Origin of the sequence: Streptomyces sp. NPDC001530 (genome assembly GCF_042894545.1) — a bacterium.
In the GTDB taxonomy this organism is placed as follows: domain Bacteria; phylum Actinomycetota; class Actinomycetes; order Streptomycetales; family Streptomycetaceae; genus Streptomyces.
In genome coordinates this window covers 37,402-52,750 of the sequence record NZ_JBIAVS010000042.1, presented here as the reverse complement: position 1 = coordinate 52,750, position 15,349 = coordinate 37,402, and the positions used below count along the sequence as shown (strand labels likewise).

Genomic DNA, 15,349 nt, shown 5'->3' with positions numbered 1-15,349 from the left:
CGGTGAACGGCGCACTACCGAAAGCGTTTGAGGTGTCGCTATCCCTCCCCCAGCCCGAATGTGAACCGTCGCCGGCCATCACGGAACGAAGCGCGTCGGTGGAGACGGCCGGCCGGCGGCAAGGGCGTTGAGACCCGCATGGGCCTCTTCCACCATCTCGGACGGGATACGGCCTTCGAGCGTGAGCACGGTGTGGTATTCGACAGCGGCCTCGGCGCCTTCACTGAGGTGGGCGAAGGGCGTGGGCCAGGTGGAGGTGGACCTTGCCTGCCTGCCGGTCGAATCCGCGGGCGTCGAGTTGCCCGCGGATGGGACGCAGAACCTCGACCGCGTCCCGCCAGTTCCTTGGTCGAGATGGACAAACGACAAGCCACGGGGGTGAAGTCGTCTTCGGGCCCGAACGGAGCCGACGGTCGCCGTGTTCAACTCGCAGTCCTTGCGCGCCGCGTCCACCCTCAGGCCACGGGCGGCGCTCCAACCGAGGCACCTGACAGATCGAGGTGATGAACGCTACGATCACCCGTGATGATGACTCATTCTGTTGACAGATTGGGGGTCCCATCCGCGCAAGGTGAGTGCTGATGCTCACTCAGACCGCGAACAGGGATTCCCGCCTTTCCTTCTGGCTGCGCGTGCGTGAGTTCGCCGTGCCACCCTCCATGATCGAGACTGCGACCGCCCGCCGCCGTGTCGGGGACTGGGCGGGGGCGAGCGCCGCCGCAGGCATCGATGTCGACCTCAATCTGCGTTCCGTGGCGCGTACGCATGGCCAGGAACTCGCAACCCACATCCGGGCCGATCTCCGCCATCTGGCGCCTGACCTGCTGCGCTGGCACATGCCGAGGATCGCTCCTGACGGGCTCCTGCGCCCAGGTCTGACCATCACTCTGGCTCGGTACGACGCTGCGGGACGTGACGGCGCATGCCCAGTGCACCTCGTGGCCCGGACTCCCCCGGCTTGGGCGGATGCCGGTCAGCGGATCAGCCTCGCGCTGTGGGACGGATCCCACTCCGAGCCCGGCGCCTGCCGTCATCCGCATCCCCATCCCAACCGGCGCTTCCGCCTCGACCTGCACCGCCACCTGTGGGATGCGCGCAGGTCCGACGAGCTGCGGATCCGGTCGGGGGCCGATCGGCCGGCCGCCGACGGCCGCCCTGTGCCGGCCCCGGAGCTGCTGGCGATGGTGCCGCAGGGGCACCGCTGCGCCGTCGACCGGTGGGCGGCCGAGGCGGGGATTCTGCTCCACGCCGAAGGGCGGTCCACCGGTACCGTCTCCGTGCGGTTCGGGGCCCGGCAACGGCTGGTCTTGGACCAGGTCGCGGACAAGAACGGCGTAGCGCCGCCCGCACTGCGGATCGCGGCGGCCTCCACAGATGGCGACGCCTCCACGCTGCCCGTCCTGCCCGACGCGGCGACCTGGGTGCTGCCCGACCTCGAACTGATCCGCACCGGTTCGATCGAGGCCGATCGGCTGCACCCGCTGGTCGCCTCGGCACTGGTACCGGATCATTCGCCGGCCGCTCCTTCCCGGACTCCGGACCAGGCAGGACAACCGCGTCTCGTGGAGTGCCGCGGAGCTCAGCACCGGATCGGCCTGGTCAACGGGGTCTTGGCCCCGCTGGACCACGACCCGGCCGAGCTCCGGCGCGAGGAGCTGCTGGCCGCGCTGACCGGCACTCCGCTTCCCTGCCTGCGGGCCATCGACGAGGCGCACCGACATCCTGACTGCCTCACCGGCGTCCGCGAACGCCTGGTCCACGGCGACATCGCCGGTGCGCTCGCCGTCGTCGAGGGTCTGCTGGGCCCCAACGCACTGCTGCGCGACGGCGCGCTGCGGGACGAACTGGAGGCGGCCACGCTGCGGCGGATCACCTACGGGCTGTACAGGTCGGGGCTGATCGGACCTGGCCCCGGCCGCTACCGACCGGATCGTCGCCGTACCCGTGACCGCCGCACGCACCCGCGCCACGCGACCTCTCGCTGACCAAGGGACCTCCGTCCCCTCCCACTCGGCTCACCACGAACCCAAAGGTGATCAACCATGCCTTCACGCACCCCTTTCGCCGCAACCGGCACCACCTCCGACCTGGCCCACGCCTCCCAACTCGATGTCTCCGGCGAACTGTTGGCCCTGCTGCGCGACGTCACCACCGAACCGCGTCCCGACACACAACTGGAGGCCCTGACGCTGGCCGTAGCAGCCGACCTGCCGGTACTCCTGTGGGGTGAGCCGGGGATCGGCAAGACTGCCGCCCTGACACAGCTTGCCTCCGCCCTGGACCTTCCGCTGACCACAGTGATCGCCAGTGTGCACGAGCCGTCCGACTTCTCGGGCCTGCCGATCATCGGGGACGATCCCGCGGAGCACGGTGTCCCGATGGCCCCGCCGGACTGGGCCGTGCGGCTGGTACGGGCCGGCCGAGGGCTGCTGTTCCTGGACGAGCTGTCCACCGCACCACCAGCCGTTCAAGCCGCCCTGCTCCGCCTCGTGCTCGAGCGGCGAATCGGCGCCCTGCAGCTGCCGCCCGGGGTCCGGATCGTGGCTGCCGCCAACCCGCGATCCTCGGCGGCCGACGGCTGGGAGCTGAGCCCGCCGCTGGCCAACCGGTTCGTTCATCTTCAGTGGACCCACGACCACGAGGTCGTCGTACGCGGCCTCGGTGGGACCTGGCCCCGGGCAACCCTGCCGCGGCTCGCCCCGGAGAAGTTGTCGGAGGCGGTGCACTTCGCTCGGCGTGCGGTGTGCGGGCTCCTCACCGGTCGCCCCAAGCTCGTGCACCAACTGCCCAGCAATGAAGCGCGCCGGGGTGGCCCTTGGCCGTCACCCCGAAGCTGGGAGAAGGCCCTGTGCCTCATCGCCTTCGCGACCGCGGCCGGCTCCTCCCGCGACGTACTTTCCCTACTGGTCAGGGGCACCGTGGGAGACGGTCCGGGGCTGGAACTGCTGGCGAGCCTGGACCGGATGGACCTCCCGGACCCCGAGGTGCTTCTCGCCGACCCCGCGGGGGCCGCCCTGCCCGAGCGCGGGGACCTGCGCCAGGCCGTGCTGGACGGTGTGGTGGACGCGGTCCGCAAGCGGCCGGAGAAGTCCCGCTGGGACGCGGCGTGGGCGCTCCTGGTCCGGGCGGTGGAGACCGGAGCCCCGGATCTGGTGGTCGTCCCCGCGACCACCCTCGCCTCACTGCGTCAGGAGGACTGGGACGTTCCGGCATCGATCGAACAGCTCGCCGGAGTGGTGTCCCTGTCCCGGCGAGCGGACCACGCGGCGGCCCGGGCCGCGGTCGCCACGAAGGCCGGCCGATGAGCCCGGACACACCGGGGACACTGGACCTCGGCAAGCTCTTCGCCGCCCGGCTGCACGCCGCTCGGGTCCGGCCCTACTTGGCGACGGCCCTGTTCGCCCTCCACACCGTCGAGTCGCGGCGGGTCCCGACGATGGCCGTCGACCGGTACTGGCGGTGCTACGTCTCGCCGGCCTTCGTGGACCGTACGCCGGTGGAGGAACTGGCCGGGGTATGGGTGCACGAGGTGTCGCACCTGCTGCGCGACCACCACGGGCGCAGTGACCGGGTCGCGCGGGAGCGCGGGCTGACCGGCCCCGGCGAACGGCTGCGGATGAACATCGCCGCAGACTGCGAGATCAACGACGACGTGTTCGGTGACGGGCTGGTCCGGCCCGAAGGTGTGGTCGAGCCGGCGTCCTTGGGGCTGCCCGAGGGGGAGCTCATGGAGGACTACCTGCGCCAGTTCCGGCTCGGGCCGCGTATGCAGGGCGCGGCCTGGCTGGACTGCGGCAGCGGCGCCGACGGACTGGACAGGGAGTGGGACCTGGGACCGGACGGCGCGCACGGCCTCAGCGAGCAGGAACGGGACGCGGTCCGGTTCCGGGTGGCGCAAGGCATCACCGCCCGTCCGGGGAACACCTCGAAGGGGTGGCAGCGGTGGGCGGAGGAGGCGTTCCACCCGCCGCAGCCGTGGCGGGAGTTGCTGGGAGCGGCGGTCCGCTCGGCAGCCTCCGGCCCCGGCGCGGGCGAGGACTACACCTACGGCCGGCCGTCACGTCGCTCGGCCGGGGTGCCCGGCGCTGTTCTGCCGAGCCTGCGGCGCAGACCGCCTCGGGTCTCCGTGGTCATCGACACCTCCGGCTCGGTCAGTGACGCCGAACTGGGCAGCGCGCTCCTGGAGGTTGCCGCGATCTCCCGTGCCGTGGGCGGCCGTCGCGACCTGGTCACCGTGCTGCCGTGCGACGCGGCGGCGCGGATCGTGCACCCGCTGTGCCGTGCCGAGGGAATACCGCTGGTGGGTGGCGGGGGTACGGATCTGCGTACGGGCTTCGCCAGGGCCCTCCGAGCGCAGCCCCGCCCCGATGTCATCGTGGTCCTGACCGACGGCCAGACGCGCTGGCCGGGCATACGACCACCGTGCCGGACGGTGGTGGGTCTGTTCCCTCGGCAGCACGCGGCCCGGTCGTGGGACGAGGACGATCCCGATTACGTTCCGGACTCACCGCCCGCGTGGGCACGAGTGGTTGACATCGGGTCCTCCTCCGCTACTCGGTAGCCCCCTCAGGACGGCGCGAACAAGCCCTGAGTCTTGTGGTTGGCCCGGCCATGGTCACATGGCGCTGGGGTAGCCCTGCTGAGCGTGAAGGTTGGTAAGGAGACACGATCCCCAGCGAGGCCGGCACGCCAAGCCCCGACACCTTCACGCCGATAAAGCCTACGACGTCCCTCACCTGCGTAAAGGGCTCCGGGGCAGACACATCGGCGTGCGCATCGCGCGGCTCGACGAGCTGGGATCTCGCGGAGAGCTGGACTGGACGAGGTGCGCGATCGACTCGGCGAACATGCGGGCACTGAAAAAGGGGGACCTGACAGGCCCGAATCCTGCAGATCGAGGCGCCCCGGTACCGCGTTTCGTCCAGGATGCTGCGCGGTCGATGGGCGACTAGCATCTACTGGTGAGGGCCGCAATGTGGGGTACGCCCTCCGTAGGCGTCATCCCTGTTGACCAGGGAACCGACAGCCCCGCTTCTTGTACTCAGGCGGCAACACCTACGACCGCGCCGGACTTTTCGCCCTGCGGCCGCGGCCATCCGTCTCGTGCCTCGAAAGCGGCACGTGGGGGGTGGAAGGAAGGTATGTCCATGAATGCACAACGCGCGAGGCGTCTCGTCGCGGTGTCCGCGGTCGGCGTTCTCATGGCCGGCGGTACCGCGATCGGCGCAGCAGGTACGGCCTCGGCAGCCGTCCCGACCCAGGTTTCCAACGATTTCCACCGTAACTGTGGTTACGGTGGCTGGTGGAACGACTGCGACTACGACTACGACTACGGCTATGGCTACGGCCACCGGGGCGATCGTGGAGACTTCTACCGCACCAACTTCGACAACGTTCCCGTCATAGTGATCGTGGTGGGCTGAAGGCGGTACGACGGAGCATGGCTGAGGGCCGCCACCTGCACGTTTCCAGGTGGCGGCCCTCACCGTTGCACCTAACGGGAGGCTTTTGCAGGTCATCTCACTGTCGATGACTGGAGTCGGTACCCTTGCGAGGGATCCGCGGTGTGATTCCGCGGTTGCGTAACCATCGCCGCAGGTGGTCGTGGTCGTAGCCCTTGTCGCCGCGGAGCTTGGCCGGTCGTCGACGCCTCGTCCGCGGCGGCAGCGGATGGGCGGACCAGAGCGATGCTCCTGGCCCCCTTCGGCAATGCCAGGCGAATGCCGCGCTGCCGGGCCAGGCGCCGGTGCGTGTTGTGGTCGTAGCCGCGGTCCGCGAGCAGCGCGTAGGGCGGCCGACCATGGGGGCGGCCGATCACGCCGGCGACCGCGGCAATACCGTCGAGCAGGGGCAGCAAGAAAGGTCACCGTGCCCGGGGCGATCCCGGCCAGCGCCGGATATGCCGCGGCCAAGGCCGCCGAATGGTCGGTGACCAACGCCTTGTGTATGTGGCCCTTGCGGAACAGGGCACGCAGGTCACCGCCCTGCACGTCAGCCAATTGCCAGGACATGGCCGCGAATGTGACCGTTACGCAGTCCGATCCCGCCGCGGTGGCCCGCGCGACCCTCGACGGTGTCGAGGCCGGCCTGCACGAGGCTCGCCGACGACGTCAGCAAGCAGGTCCGGCAGCGCTGGCCGCGGGCCCGGAGGCGCTGTATCCGCAACTGACCGACCGCTCGATGCCCGGCGCGAGGAGCGGGGCGCGGCGGAGGTGATCCCCTTGACGAAAAGGATCGAGCACACTCTCGGAGTCACAGGCAGCTTGAAGTTCTCTCCCTCGTAAGCGAGAGAGATTCCTACCTACCTTGCGGTGGCGGGCTTGACGCGTCTCCGCGCCTGACGACTGCGCCTTCCGGCAGCCGGGATCGCCACGTGGCCGATCCGGTACAGGTGCAAGATGTTCCGGGCTGCGCTGTGGTCGGCGTTGCCCGACCATCCGCAGTCCGGGTTTTTTGGTTACCAAATACCGGCGTGCGGCATTCACCGACGCCAAATGCTGACCCGCACCGAAGAGATCAAGCGGTTTGTGTGACCCATCGCGCGGCGTGCCTCACCGTCTCCCCCAGGTTCGCGATGAGGGCGGGCAGACCCGGGTCGGCGCTTGAAAGCAGGACGTCTTGGTGTCTCGGGTTGCGATCCCAATCCGAGTGCCACAAGGCCCTGTTGCCGCTGTTGTACGCGCTCGTGTCCGCAACTCGCTTGTTTCGGCGAGTGATTGCCTCGCGCACGGATACGGGAACGCGGCCGACCGGCCGGGGCGGGTGCGGCGGTACCCGTCGGACATGACGGACACGGAGTGGGCGGTCGTGCGGCCGGTGCCGGCCTGGCTGGAAGGTCGGGGCGTGCAAGTCGGAGGGCTACTGCCAACGCTTCACGCGCGAGGACCCCGCTTCCCGAAATTGTCCCGCTCCGCGCGACGGACGCGCCGCCCTTCCCCGTAGAGCAGACGACATCAGCTCACAGGGAGGGGACTGCGACGTGGCAGGGCACAGAGTCAGAGGCACCAGGGGTGCGGCGATCGCGACGGCGGCCATGGCGGCGCTGACCGCCTCACAGGCGCCGGGGTCTGTCCCGGCACGGGCCTCCGTACCTCCACGGGTGTCGCCCGCCGAGCACGGGCCGAGCGTGTCGGGCGACACCCCGTACCGCACCGACCTCCCGCCCCTGCGGACCCGGGAACGCGAGCAAGGGGCACCGGTGGCGGGCGCCGCGCTGCCGGCGAGCGTGTTCGCCGCCTACCGGCACGCCGAGGCGGAGCTCGCGCGCACCGCTCCCGCATGCCGGCTGCGATGGCAGCTGCTGGCCGCGATCGGCCAGGTGGAGTCCGGACAGGCGCGGGGCGGTCGGGTGACGGCGGACGGTACGACCCTGGCGCCGATCCTCGGGCCGCGGCTGGACGGCGGCGCCTTCGCCGTCGTGCGGGACACCGACGGCGGCGCCTACGACGGGGACCCGGCCTACGATCGGGCGGTCGGACCGATGCAGTTCATCCCGTCGACCTGGGACCGCTGGGGCACGGACGGCAACGGCGACGGGCGGGCCGACCCGGCCAACGTCTTCGACGCGGCGCTCGCCGCCGGGCGCTACCTGTGCGCGGGCGGGCGGGACCTCTCTGACCCGGCCGGACTGGACCGGGCGATCCTCGGCTACAACCATTCGGAGGCGTATCTGCGCACGGTCAGGGCCTGGTACGCGTACTTCCTGGAAGGGCACCGGGTGGTGCCGGACGGCCCGGCAGGGTCCTCGGCGCGCCCCGAACCGTCGCGGCCGAAACCCACGCCGAAGCAGACACCGTCCCCCCGCACCAGCGCCTCCCCGTCCCGGACACCATCCACACCCGCCTCGCCGGTCCCCACCAGCTCCCGTCCGGCAACCGGGGCCGAGGAGACGGAGGAGCCCCAACTCCCCACGCCCGGCGCGGACATCGAACTGCCTGGCGACGACCTGCTGCCCAGCGGCGGTCCGCTGACCAGCAACGGTGCGGACTCGATGGGCTCCACCCCCTCCACAACCGCGGATACTGGGCGGTAATGTCGCCACCCGCCGGACGGCACGGGGCCGGCGGATGAGCGCAAAGGGGCCCTCATGGCGACTGACATGCCGGACATGCCTGCGGAGATACAGGCGGCCCACGACCGTTGGCAGCGCATGTGGAGCCACCGCGAGCAGCTACTCAAGGTGGCGCGGCGCAGGTCGATGAGCCTGGAGGACGCCGAGGACGCGGTGCACGAGGCGATGCTGCGCGCCGCGGAGCGCCCCGACCTGGACGACGAACGCCTCGGCGCCTGGCTGACGACCGTGACCATGCGGCTGTGCGTCGACCGGTACCGCCAGGTCAACCGCGAGGCCGAGGTGCGCGACAGCCCCAGGCTCACCGCGCCGGGTCCCGTGCCCGTCGAGGAGGCGGTGTGCGACCGGGCCGAGGCCAGGTGGCTGGCCGTGCGCAGCGGGGAGCTGCCCGCGCGCCAGGCCGAGGCGCTCCGGCTGAAGTCCGAGGACCTCGATGTCGGCCAGGTCGCCGTGCGCATGGGGCTGAGCTACCGGACCGTCGAGTCGCTGCTGGCCCGGGCCCGGCGCACGCTGCGCAACTCGCTGGCCGGAACGCTGGGCCTCGCCCTGTTCCTGTGGGGGCGCGGCAAGCTGCGCGCGGGCGGGCACGCGCAGGCCGTGGCGGTGGCCTCGACGGCGGCAACCCTGGTGGTGGCCGGGTTCGTGCTGCCGTACGTCCACGACGGGGACGGGCAGGGCACGGCTCCCCGTCCCTCCGTGTCGCGTATGGTCCAGGCGACCACGCAGAGCGTCCGACCCGACGGCGCCGGCCTGGCAGCCACCCCGAACGCCCGCGATCTGTCGGCCGCCTCGACGTCTCCCGGAGCGACGCCGGCTGTGCCGCCCGGCGATCACCACCAGTCGCTGCTGCCGCTGTCGGTGCCGCCGCTGCCGGAGGCCTCGCTTTCACCGGTGCCGTCCGTCCCCGACGTCCCCGGCGTGTCCGACCTGCCGAGCGTGCCCGGCGTCCCCGATCTGCCGGCCGCGTCCACGGTACCGACGGCACTTCCCGACCTCCCGGACACTCCGGCCACGCCCTCCATCCCGGTCGACGTACCGACACCGGCCGCGTTGCCGTAGCACCGCCGAAAAAGGCGCTGCCGTAGTACCGCCGGTACACCGCCGTAAGCACCCCGAAAAAAATCCGCCTCGGCCGCGACGGACGCCCCGCCCCTCCCCGTAGAGCAGATGTCGGAGCTGCTTCACGGCCGAAGGGTGGACCGGATGGGTGTCGAGATCTGTGTGGAAGGGCTGACCAAGTCCTTCGGTCACCAGGTCATCTGGCAGGACGTCTCGCTGACGCTGCCCGCCGGGGAGGTCTCGGTCATGCTCGGCCCCTCGGGCACGGGCAAGTCCGTGTTCCTCAAGACGCTCGTCGGACTGCTGAAGCCGGAACGCGGTTCCGTGAAAGTCGCGGGTCGTGACATCACCAGGCTGCGCGAACACGAGCTCTACGAGGTGCGCAAGCTCTTCGGCGTGCTGTTCCAGGACGGCGCGTTGTTCGGCTCGATGAACCTGTACGACAACATCGCGTTCCCGCTGCGCGAACACACCCGCAAGTCCGAGAGCCAGATCCGGCGCATCGTCCTGGAGAAGATGGACATGGTCGGGCTGATCGGGTCGGAGGGGAAGCTGCCCGGCGAGATCTCCGGCGGCATGCGCAAGCGCGCCGGTCTGGCGCGGGCCCTGGTCCTCGACCCGGAGATCATCCTCTTCGACGAGCCGGACTCGGGCCTCGACCCCGTGCGCGTCGCCTATCTCAACCAGCTGATCGTCGACCTCAACGCGCAGATCGACGCGACCTTCCTGATCGTCACGCACGACATCGCCTCAGCCCGCCAAGTGCCGGACAACATCGGCCTGCTGTTCCGCCGCGAGCTGGTCATGTTCGGGCCGCGCGAGCAGCTGCTGACCAGCGACGAGCCGGTCGTACGGCAGTTCCTGAACGGCCGGATGCAGGGGCCGATCGGCATGGCGGAGGAGAAGGACGCCGCCCAGGTCGAGCAGGAGCTGGCGGCGCTCGGCGACGGGGAGCACGCACAGTCTCCCGGCAGTCAGGCTCTGACTCCCCGCCTGCTGCCGGGTCCAGGCATCACCCGCCCACCCCGCTGGGAGGCGATCGCGAGACGTGAGGCGGAGCTGCACCGGAAGGAGGTGGCGGACGTATGAGCCTGTCACCGACCGGAGCGCTCAGGCACTCGGGGCACCTCTTCGCCATGGCCCTGGACGTCGTCCGGACCATACCCCGACGGCCGTTCCAGGCGCGGGAGTTCATCCAGCAGGCGTGGTTCGTGGCGAGCGTCACGATCTTGCCGACGGCCCTCGTGTCCATCCCGTTCGGCGCGGTCATCGCGCTGCAGATCGGCAGCCTGACCCGGCAGCTCGGCGCCCAGTCCTTCTCGGGGGCCGCCTCGGTGCTCGCGGTGCTGCGGGAGGCCTCGCCGATCGTCACCGCGCTGTTGATCGCGGGCGCCGGCGGCACGGCCATCTGCGCGGACCTCGGGGCGCGGAAGATCCGCGAGGAGATCGACGCGATGCAGGTCCTGGGCATCGACCCCATCCACCGCCTGGTCGTCCCGCGGGTCCTGGCGTCGATGGTCGTGGCGGTGTTGCTCAACGGCCTGGTGTCGGTGGTCGGTGTGGCAGGCGGCTACTTCTTCAACGTCATCCTCCAGAACGGCACACCGGGCGCCTATCTCGCCTCGTTCACCACGCTCGCGCAGCTCTCCGATCTGTGGGCGGCCGAGATCAAGGCGCTGGTGTTCGGGGCGATCGCGGCAATCGTCGCCTCGTACAAGGGACTTACGGCGAAAGGCGGACCGAAGGGCGTGGGCGATGCCGTGAACCAGTCGGTGGTGATCACCTTCATGTTGCTGTTCGTGACGAACTTCGTGATGACCGCGGTGTACTTCCAAGTCGTCCCGCAGAGGGGTTAGCCGATGCGACTTCTCCAGCGACCACTGCGCTCTCTCGAAGAGCTCGGCACCCAACTCTCCTTCTACGGCCGCTCGTTGGCCTGGACCGGCCGCACCCTGCGCCGCTACAAGAAAGAGATCCTGCGGCTGCTCGCCGAGGTGAGCTTCGGCCGCGGCGCCCTCGCCGTCGTGGGCGGCACGGTCGGCGTCATCGCCTTCCTGTCGTTCTTCACCGGCACGGAGGTGGGCCTGCAGGGGTACGCCGCGCTCAACCAGCTCGGCACCTCCAACTTCGTGGCGTTCCTCTCGGCGTACTTCAACACCCGGGAGATCGCGCCCCTGGTGGCCGGGCTCGCGCTGTCCGCGACGGTCGGCGCCGGGTTCACGGCGCAGCTGGGCGCAATGCGGATCAGCGAGGAGACGGACGCCCTCGAAGTGATGGGCGTGCCCTCGCTGCCGTTCCTCGTGACCACCCGGATGATCGCCGGGTTCGTCGCCGTCGTCCCGCTGTATGTGATCGGGCTGCTGTCCTCGTACCTCGCCGCCCGCACCATCACCACCGGCTACTACGGGCAGTCGGCCGGCACTTACGACCACTACTTCCAGCAGTACCTGCCGCCCGTCGACGTGCTGTGGTCCTTCGGGAAGGTGCTCGTCTTCGCCGTGCTGATCATCCTGGTGCACTGCTTCTACGGCTACTACGCCAGCGGCGGCCCGGCGGGCGTCGGCGTCGCCGTGGGCCGCGCCGTGCGGACCTCGATCGTCGCGATCAACGTCCTGGACTTCTTCCTGTCGCTCGCGATCTGGGGCGCCAACACGACCGTACGGATTGCGGGGTGAGCCGTATGAGGGTGCTGAGACTGCGGTTGTACGGCGTGGTGTTCCTCGCCGTGCTCGCTCTGCTGCTGTCCCTGTCCGTCGCCGTCTACCAGCAGGTGTTCACCCCGGCGGTACGGATCAAGCTCGAGGCCGACAGCCTGGGCAACCAGCTCGATCCGCGGGCCGACGTGAAGCTGCGCGGGCTGCTGGTCGGCGAGGTGCGCGCGGTGCACGCGGACGGGACGAAGGCGACGCTCGACATCGCACTCAAGCCGGAGTACGTCGCGTCCATCCCCTCCGACGTGCACGCGCGGCTGCTTCCCAAGACGCTGTTCGGCGAGAAGTACGTCGACCTGGTCGCGCCCGCGCACTCCCCCGCCCGCCCCATCCGAGCGGGAGACGTCATCACCCAGGACCGCACCCGCGTCGGCATCGAACTCCAGCAGCTGATGAACGACCTGCTGCCGCTGCTGCGCACCGTGCAGCCCGGCAAGCTCAACGCCACGCTCTCCGCGTTCGCCACCGCCCTCGAAGGGCGCGGCGACCGGATCGGCGACAACCTCACGCGCGTGGAGGACTATCTGCACCGGCTCAACCCTCACCTGCCGTCCCTCACCGAGGACTTCGCACGCCTGGCCGATGTCGCCGAGGTGTACGGCGACGCGGCCCCCGACCTGATGGAGATCCTGCGCAACACCGTCACCACGAGTCGCACCCTGGTCGAGCAGCGGGAACGGCTCGCCTCCGCACTCACCACGACGGCCACGGCAGCGGGCACCGCGGACGACTTCCTCGACGCGAACGGCCAGCGGCTGATCACTCTCGGCCGGGTCTCCCGCCCCACGCTCGAACTCTTCGCCCGCTACTCCCCCGAGTACCCCTGCCTCCTCGCCGGCCTGGTCCGCGAGGAGCAGGCCTCCGAGCAGGCGTTCCGGGGCGGCAAGATGCACATCACACTCGAAGTCGTCCGCCAGCAGGGGGCGTACGAACCCGGCGAGTACCCCCGCTACGGCGAGCGGTCGGGTCCCGACTGCCGCGACCTGCCCCACCCCCCGGTGCCCGCGCCCGGGGTCCACCTCAACGACGGTTCGAAGAAGGGAAGTTCGTCCAGTCCGGTCGGCGTGTCCGCCACCCGGGCCGAGCAGCGCGCCGTCGGCTCGCTCGTGGCGCCCGTCATGGGCGTCTCCGCCGACGAGGTGCCGCCGGTCGCGACCCTGCTGTTCGGACCGATGGCCCGCGGGACGGCGGTGAGCGTCGCATGAGGACCACAGGAGCCCGGCGGGCCGCTGCCCCGCTGATCAAGTTCAGTCTCTTCGCCCTGGTGACGATCCTGGCGACGGCCCTGCTCGCCGCCACCATCGTCAACATCTCCCTCACCCCCGAGCTCACGTATCGCGCGGTGTTCAGCGACGTGACGGGCCTGGAGAAGGGCGACGACATCCGGGTGGCCGGAGTACGCGTCGGCGAGGTCGAGGGCATCAGGATCAAGGACCGGACGCTGGCGGAGGTCACCTTCACGGTCGGCGCGGACCGTCCGCTGCTGAACAGCACCGGCGCCGTCATCCGCTACCGCAACCTGGTCGGACAGCGGTACGTCGCCCTGACCGAGGGCGCGGGCGACGGTACCCGAATGAAACCCGGCACCACGATCCCGCTGTCGCGCACGCAGCCCGCGCTGGACCTCAACGCGCTGCTGAACGGCTTCAAGCCACTGTTCGCGGCGCTCAGTCCGCAGGACGTCAACCAGCTCGCCACCGAGATCATCCGGACACTGCAGGGCGAGGGCGGCACCGTCAACAGCCTGCTCATGCACACGGCTTCACTCACCACGACGCTGGCCGGCCGCGACAAGCTGATCGGGTCGGTGATCGACAACCTCAACACCGTGCTGGAGACCCTGGACAAGCGCGGCGCCCGCTTCTCCGGGCTGCTCAAGCAGTTGCGGCGGCTGGTTTCGGGGCTGTCCGCCGACCGCAAGCCCATCGGAGAGTCGCTGGTGAGCATCGGCGACCTGACGGACGCCACCTCGGGGCTGCTCAAGGACGCGCGTCCGCCCCTGAAGGACGACATCGCCGAGCTGACCGATCTCACCGGAACGCTGAACAAGAACGAGAACACCGTGGAGGGCGTCCTGAAGCGGCTGCCGAACAAGCTCAACGCACTGACGGGGACGGCGTCCTACGGCTCCTGGTTCAACTTCTACCTCTGCGACTTCGACGGCCGGATCGTGCTGCCGAAGACGAAACAGGTGCTCACTCCCGAGCTGCACGTGGCGAGGGCGAGGTGCGGCGCATGATGAAGCGCTCCCGTCAGCGCCGCCCGGAGCCGCTGGTCAAGGTCCGCATCGACCCGCCGAAGCTGCCGAAGATACGGCTCCTGCCACGCCGGGCACCGCGCCCCCGCCGCCCGGAACCCCTGGTGAAAGTCCGCATCGACCCGCCGAAGCTGCCGAAAGTACGGCTGCTTCCGCGCCGGGCACCACGCCCCCGCCGCCCGGAACCCCTGGTGAAGGTGCGCGTCGACCCGCCGAAGCTGCCCCGTATACGGATACGCCGCCCGCGCCTGATCCCGTTCCGCGAGCGCAACCCCGTGGTGATCGGGGCCGTCGGTCTCACGGTCCTCGCGCTGCTGGCCGTGGCCGCGTTCAACGCCGACAGCCTGCCGCTGATCGGCGACGGCAAGACGTACAGCGCGGCCTTCTCGGAGGCGGGCGGCCTCAAGCCCGGCGACGAGGTGCGGATCGCCGGGGTCAAGGTCGGCAAGGTCGAGGACGTCGATCTGGACGGTGACCACGTCAAGGTCACCTTCAAGATCAAGGGGGATCCGGGGTTCGGCACGGAGACCGGCGCCTCGATCCGGGTCAAGACCATCCTCGGTGCGAAGTACCTCGCTCTGCATCCCAAGGGACCAGGGCAGTTGAAGCCCGGCAGTGAGATCCCGCAGAAACGGACCGTTCCCGCGTACGACGTCGTGCAGGCGTTCAGCGATCTCACCACCACGACGGAGAAGGTCGACACCGACCAGCTGGCGAAGGCTCTGGACACCATCTCCACGACCTTCCAGGACTCGCCCGCCGAGGTACGGGCGTCCATCAAGGGCCTGTCGAAGATCTCCCGGACGGTGGCCTCGCGCGACAAGGCGCTGGGCGAGCTCCTCGACCACGCGAACGGTGTCACGGGCGTGCTGGCCGAGCACTCCGGGGACTTCTCCGCGCTGGTCAAGGACGGCGACAAGCTGTTCAAGGAGATCAGCAAGCGGCGCAAGGCGATCCACAAGCTGCTCAAGAGCTCCGCCGCGCTGGGCATCGAGCTGTCCGGCCTGGTCGAGGACAACGACAAGGAGATCGGGCCCGCGCTCAAGGGCCTGGGCCGCGTGGTCGAGATGCTCGAAAGCAATCAGTCGAGCCTCGACCGGAGCGTCAAGCTGCTCGCGCCGTACGTCCGGCTCTTCAGCAACACCCTCGGCAACGGCCGCTGGTTCGACAGCTACGTCCAGAACCTGGTCGCCGCTCCGGTGGTGCCGCGCACGGGAGGCGCGCAGTGAACAACCTGAAGAGGCGCGTGGC

13 protein-coding genes and 2 pseudogenes are annotated in these 15,349 nt (G+C 70.1%); 14 read left to right on the top strand and 1 reads right to left on the bottom strand.

What is annotated here, in order from left to right:
- The first annotated feature begins 581 nt into the window (after positions 1–581).
- The 6 genes and pseudogenes from ACFY0T_RS47665 to ACFY0T_RS47640 all read left to right on the top strand — a co-directional run bounded on the left by ACFY0T_RS47665 (position 582) and on the right by ACFY0T_RS47640 (position 6,216).
- Entirely contained in the window at positions 582–1,985 is a 1,404-nt protein-coding gene (locus tag ACFY0T_RS47665) for a hypothetical protein (RefSeq protein ID WP_388884873.1), read from the top strand.
- 57 nt (positions 1,986–2,042) lie between these two features.
- On the top strand, positions 2,043–3,305 hold the full coding sequence (locus ACFY0T_RS47660; protein WP_388884871.1) for an AAA family ATPase: 1,263 nt from the start codon (positions 2,043–2,045) through the stop codon (positions 3,303–3,305).
- Positions 3,302–4,561: a VWA-like domain-containing protein gene (locus ACFY0T_RS47655; RefSeq protein WP_388884869.1), complete on the top strand. Its 1,260-nt coding sequence runs from the start codon at positions 3,302–3,304 to the stop codon at positions 4,559–4,561. Before ACFY0T_RS47660 ends, ACFY0T_RS47655 begins: the two co-directional genes overlap by 4 nt.
- A 223-nt stretch (positions 4,562–4,784) precedes the next feature.
- Positions 4,785–4,901 (top strand): annotated as a pseudogene (locus tag ACFY0T_RS47650) (IS5/IS1182 family transposase); the annotation flags it as partial.
- Positions 4,902–5,147: 246 nt separating this feature from the next.
- Positions 5,148–5,423, top strand: a complete 276-nt coding sequence (locus ACFY0T_RS47645) for a hypothetical protein (protein ID WP_388884867.1) — start codon at positions 5,148–5,150, stop codon at positions 5,421–5,423.
- Positions 5,424–6,009: 586 nt separating this feature from the next.
- Positions 6,010–6,216 carry a hypothetical protein gene (locus ACFY0T_RS47640; protein ID WP_388884865.1) on the top strand — a complete coding sequence of 69 codons (207 nt, stop codon included), beginning with the start codon at positions 6,010–6,012 and terminating at the stop codon, positions 6,214–6,216.
- An 85-nt stretch (positions 6,217–6,301) separates the two neighbouring features.
- Here the strand turns inward: ACFY0T_RS47640 and ACFY0T_RS47635 are convergent.
- Positions 6,302–6,454: pseudogene (locus ACFY0T_RS47635) on the bottom strand (RNA-guided endonuclease TnpB family protein); the annotation flags it as partial.
- A gap of 525 nt (positions 6,455–6,979) precedes the next feature.
- Here ACFY0T_RS47635 and ACFY0T_RS47630 point away from each other — a divergent pair.
- The 8 genes from ACFY0T_RS47630 (at position 6,980) to ACFY0T_RS47595 (ending at position 15,327) form a co-directional block, all read left to right on the top strand.
- The gene (locus ACFY0T_RS47630) at positions 6,980–8,032 is read left to right on the top strand and encodes a lytic murein transglycosylase (RefSeq protein ID WP_388884863.1); all 1,053 of its coding nucleotides are present in this window, start codon (positions 6,980–6,982) and stop codon (positions 8,030–8,032) included.
- A gap of 54 nt (positions 8,033–8,086) precedes the next feature.
- Positions 8,087–9,130, top strand: a complete 1,044-nt coding sequence (locus tag ACFY0T_RS47625; RefSeq protein WP_388884862.1) for a sigma-70 family RNA polymerase sigma factor — start codon at positions 8,087–8,089, stop codon at positions 9,128–9,130.
- A 144-nt stretch (positions 9,131–9,274) separates the two neighbouring features.
- Positions 9,275–10,219 (top strand): ABC transporter ATP-binding protein, encoded by a 945-nt coding sequence (locus ACFY0T_RS47620; protein WP_388884883.1) that lies wholly within the window; start codon positions 9,275–9,277, stop codon positions 10,217–10,219.
- Entirely contained in the window at positions 10,216–10,986 is a 771-nt protein-coding gene (locus ACFY0T_RS47615; protein ID WP_388884860.1) for an MlaE family ABC transporter permease, read from the top strand. The genes ACFY0T_RS47620 and ACFY0T_RS47615 overlap by 4 nt, the downstream gene beginning before the upstream one ends.
- 3 nt (positions 10,987–10,989) lie before the next feature.
- A complete protein-coding gene (locus ACFY0T_RS47610) occupies positions 10,990–11,805 on the top strand; it encodes an MlaE family ABC transporter permease (RefSeq protein ID WP_388884858.1) in 816 nt (271 codons plus the stop codon).
- Between the two features lie 5 nt (positions 11,806–11,810).
- Complete coding sequence (locus tag ACFY0T_RS47605; RefSeq protein WP_388884856.1) at positions 11,811–13,046, top strand: MCE family protein; 1,236 nt, start codon at positions 11,811–11,813, stop codon at positions 13,044–13,046.
- On the top strand, positions 13,043–14,080 hold the full coding sequence (locus tag ACFY0T_RS47600) for an MCE family protein (protein WP_388884854.1): 1,038 nt from the start codon (positions 13,043–13,045) through the stop codon (positions 14,078–14,080). The genes ACFY0T_RS47605 and ACFY0T_RS47600 overlap by 4 nt, the downstream gene beginning before the upstream one ends.
- A 266-nt stretch (positions 14,081–14,346) precedes the next feature.
- Positions 14,347–15,327, top strand: a complete 981-nt coding sequence (locus tag ACFY0T_RS47595) for an MCE family protein (protein WP_388884881.1) — start codon at positions 14,347–14,349, stop codon at positions 15,325–15,327.
- Positions 15,328–15,349: the final 22 nt, after the last annotated feature.

Excerpts from the sequence above, each read along its gene's own strand:
- ACFY0T_RS47665 (WP_388884873.1), top strand. The coding sequence starts at position 582 with ATGCTCACTCAGACCGCGAACAGGGATTCCCGCCTTTCCTTCTGGCTG.
- ACFY0T_RS47660 (WP_388884871.1), top strand. The coding sequence starts at position 2,043 with ATGCCTTCACGCACCCCTTTCGCCGCAACCGGCACCACCTCCGACCTG.
- ACFY0T_RS47655 (WP_388884869.1), top strand. The coding sequence starts at position 3,302 with ATGAGCCCGGACACACCGGGGACACTGGACCTCGGCAAGCTCTTCGCC.
- ACFY0T_RS47645 (WP_388884867.1), top strand. The coding sequence starts at position 5,148 with ATGAATGCACAACGCGCGAGGCGTCTCGTCGCGGTGTCCGCGGTCGGC.
- ACFY0T_RS47640 (WP_388884865.1), top strand. The coding sequence starts at position 6,010 with ATGGCCGCGAATGTGACCGTTACGCAGTCCGATCCCGCCGCGGTGGCC.
- ACFY0T_RS47625 (WP_388884862.1), top strand. The coding sequence starts at position 8,087 with ATGGCGACTGACATGCCGGACATGCCTGCGGAGATACAGGCGGCCCAC.
- ACFY0T_RS47620 (WP_388884883.1), top strand. The coding sequence starts at position 9,275 with ATGGGTGTCGAGATCTGTGTGGAAGGGCTGACCAAGTCCTTCGGTCAC.
- ACFY0T_RS47615 (WP_388884860.1), top strand. The coding sequence starts at position 10,216 with ATGAGCCTGTCACCGACCGGAGCGCTCAGGCACTCGGGGCACCTCTTC.
- ACFY0T_RS47610 (WP_388884858.1), top strand. The coding sequence starts at position 10,990 with ATGCGACTTCTCCAGCGACCACTGCGCTCTCTCGAAGAGCTCGGCACC.
- ACFY0T_RS47605 (WP_388884856.1), top strand. The coding sequence starts at position 11,811 with ATGAGGGTGCTGAGACTGCGGTTGTACGGCGTGGTGTTCCTCGCCGTG.
- ACFY0T_RS47600 (WP_388884854.1), top strand. The coding sequence starts at position 13,043 with ATGAGGACCACAGGAGCCCGGCGGGCCGCTGCCCCGCTGATCAAGTTC.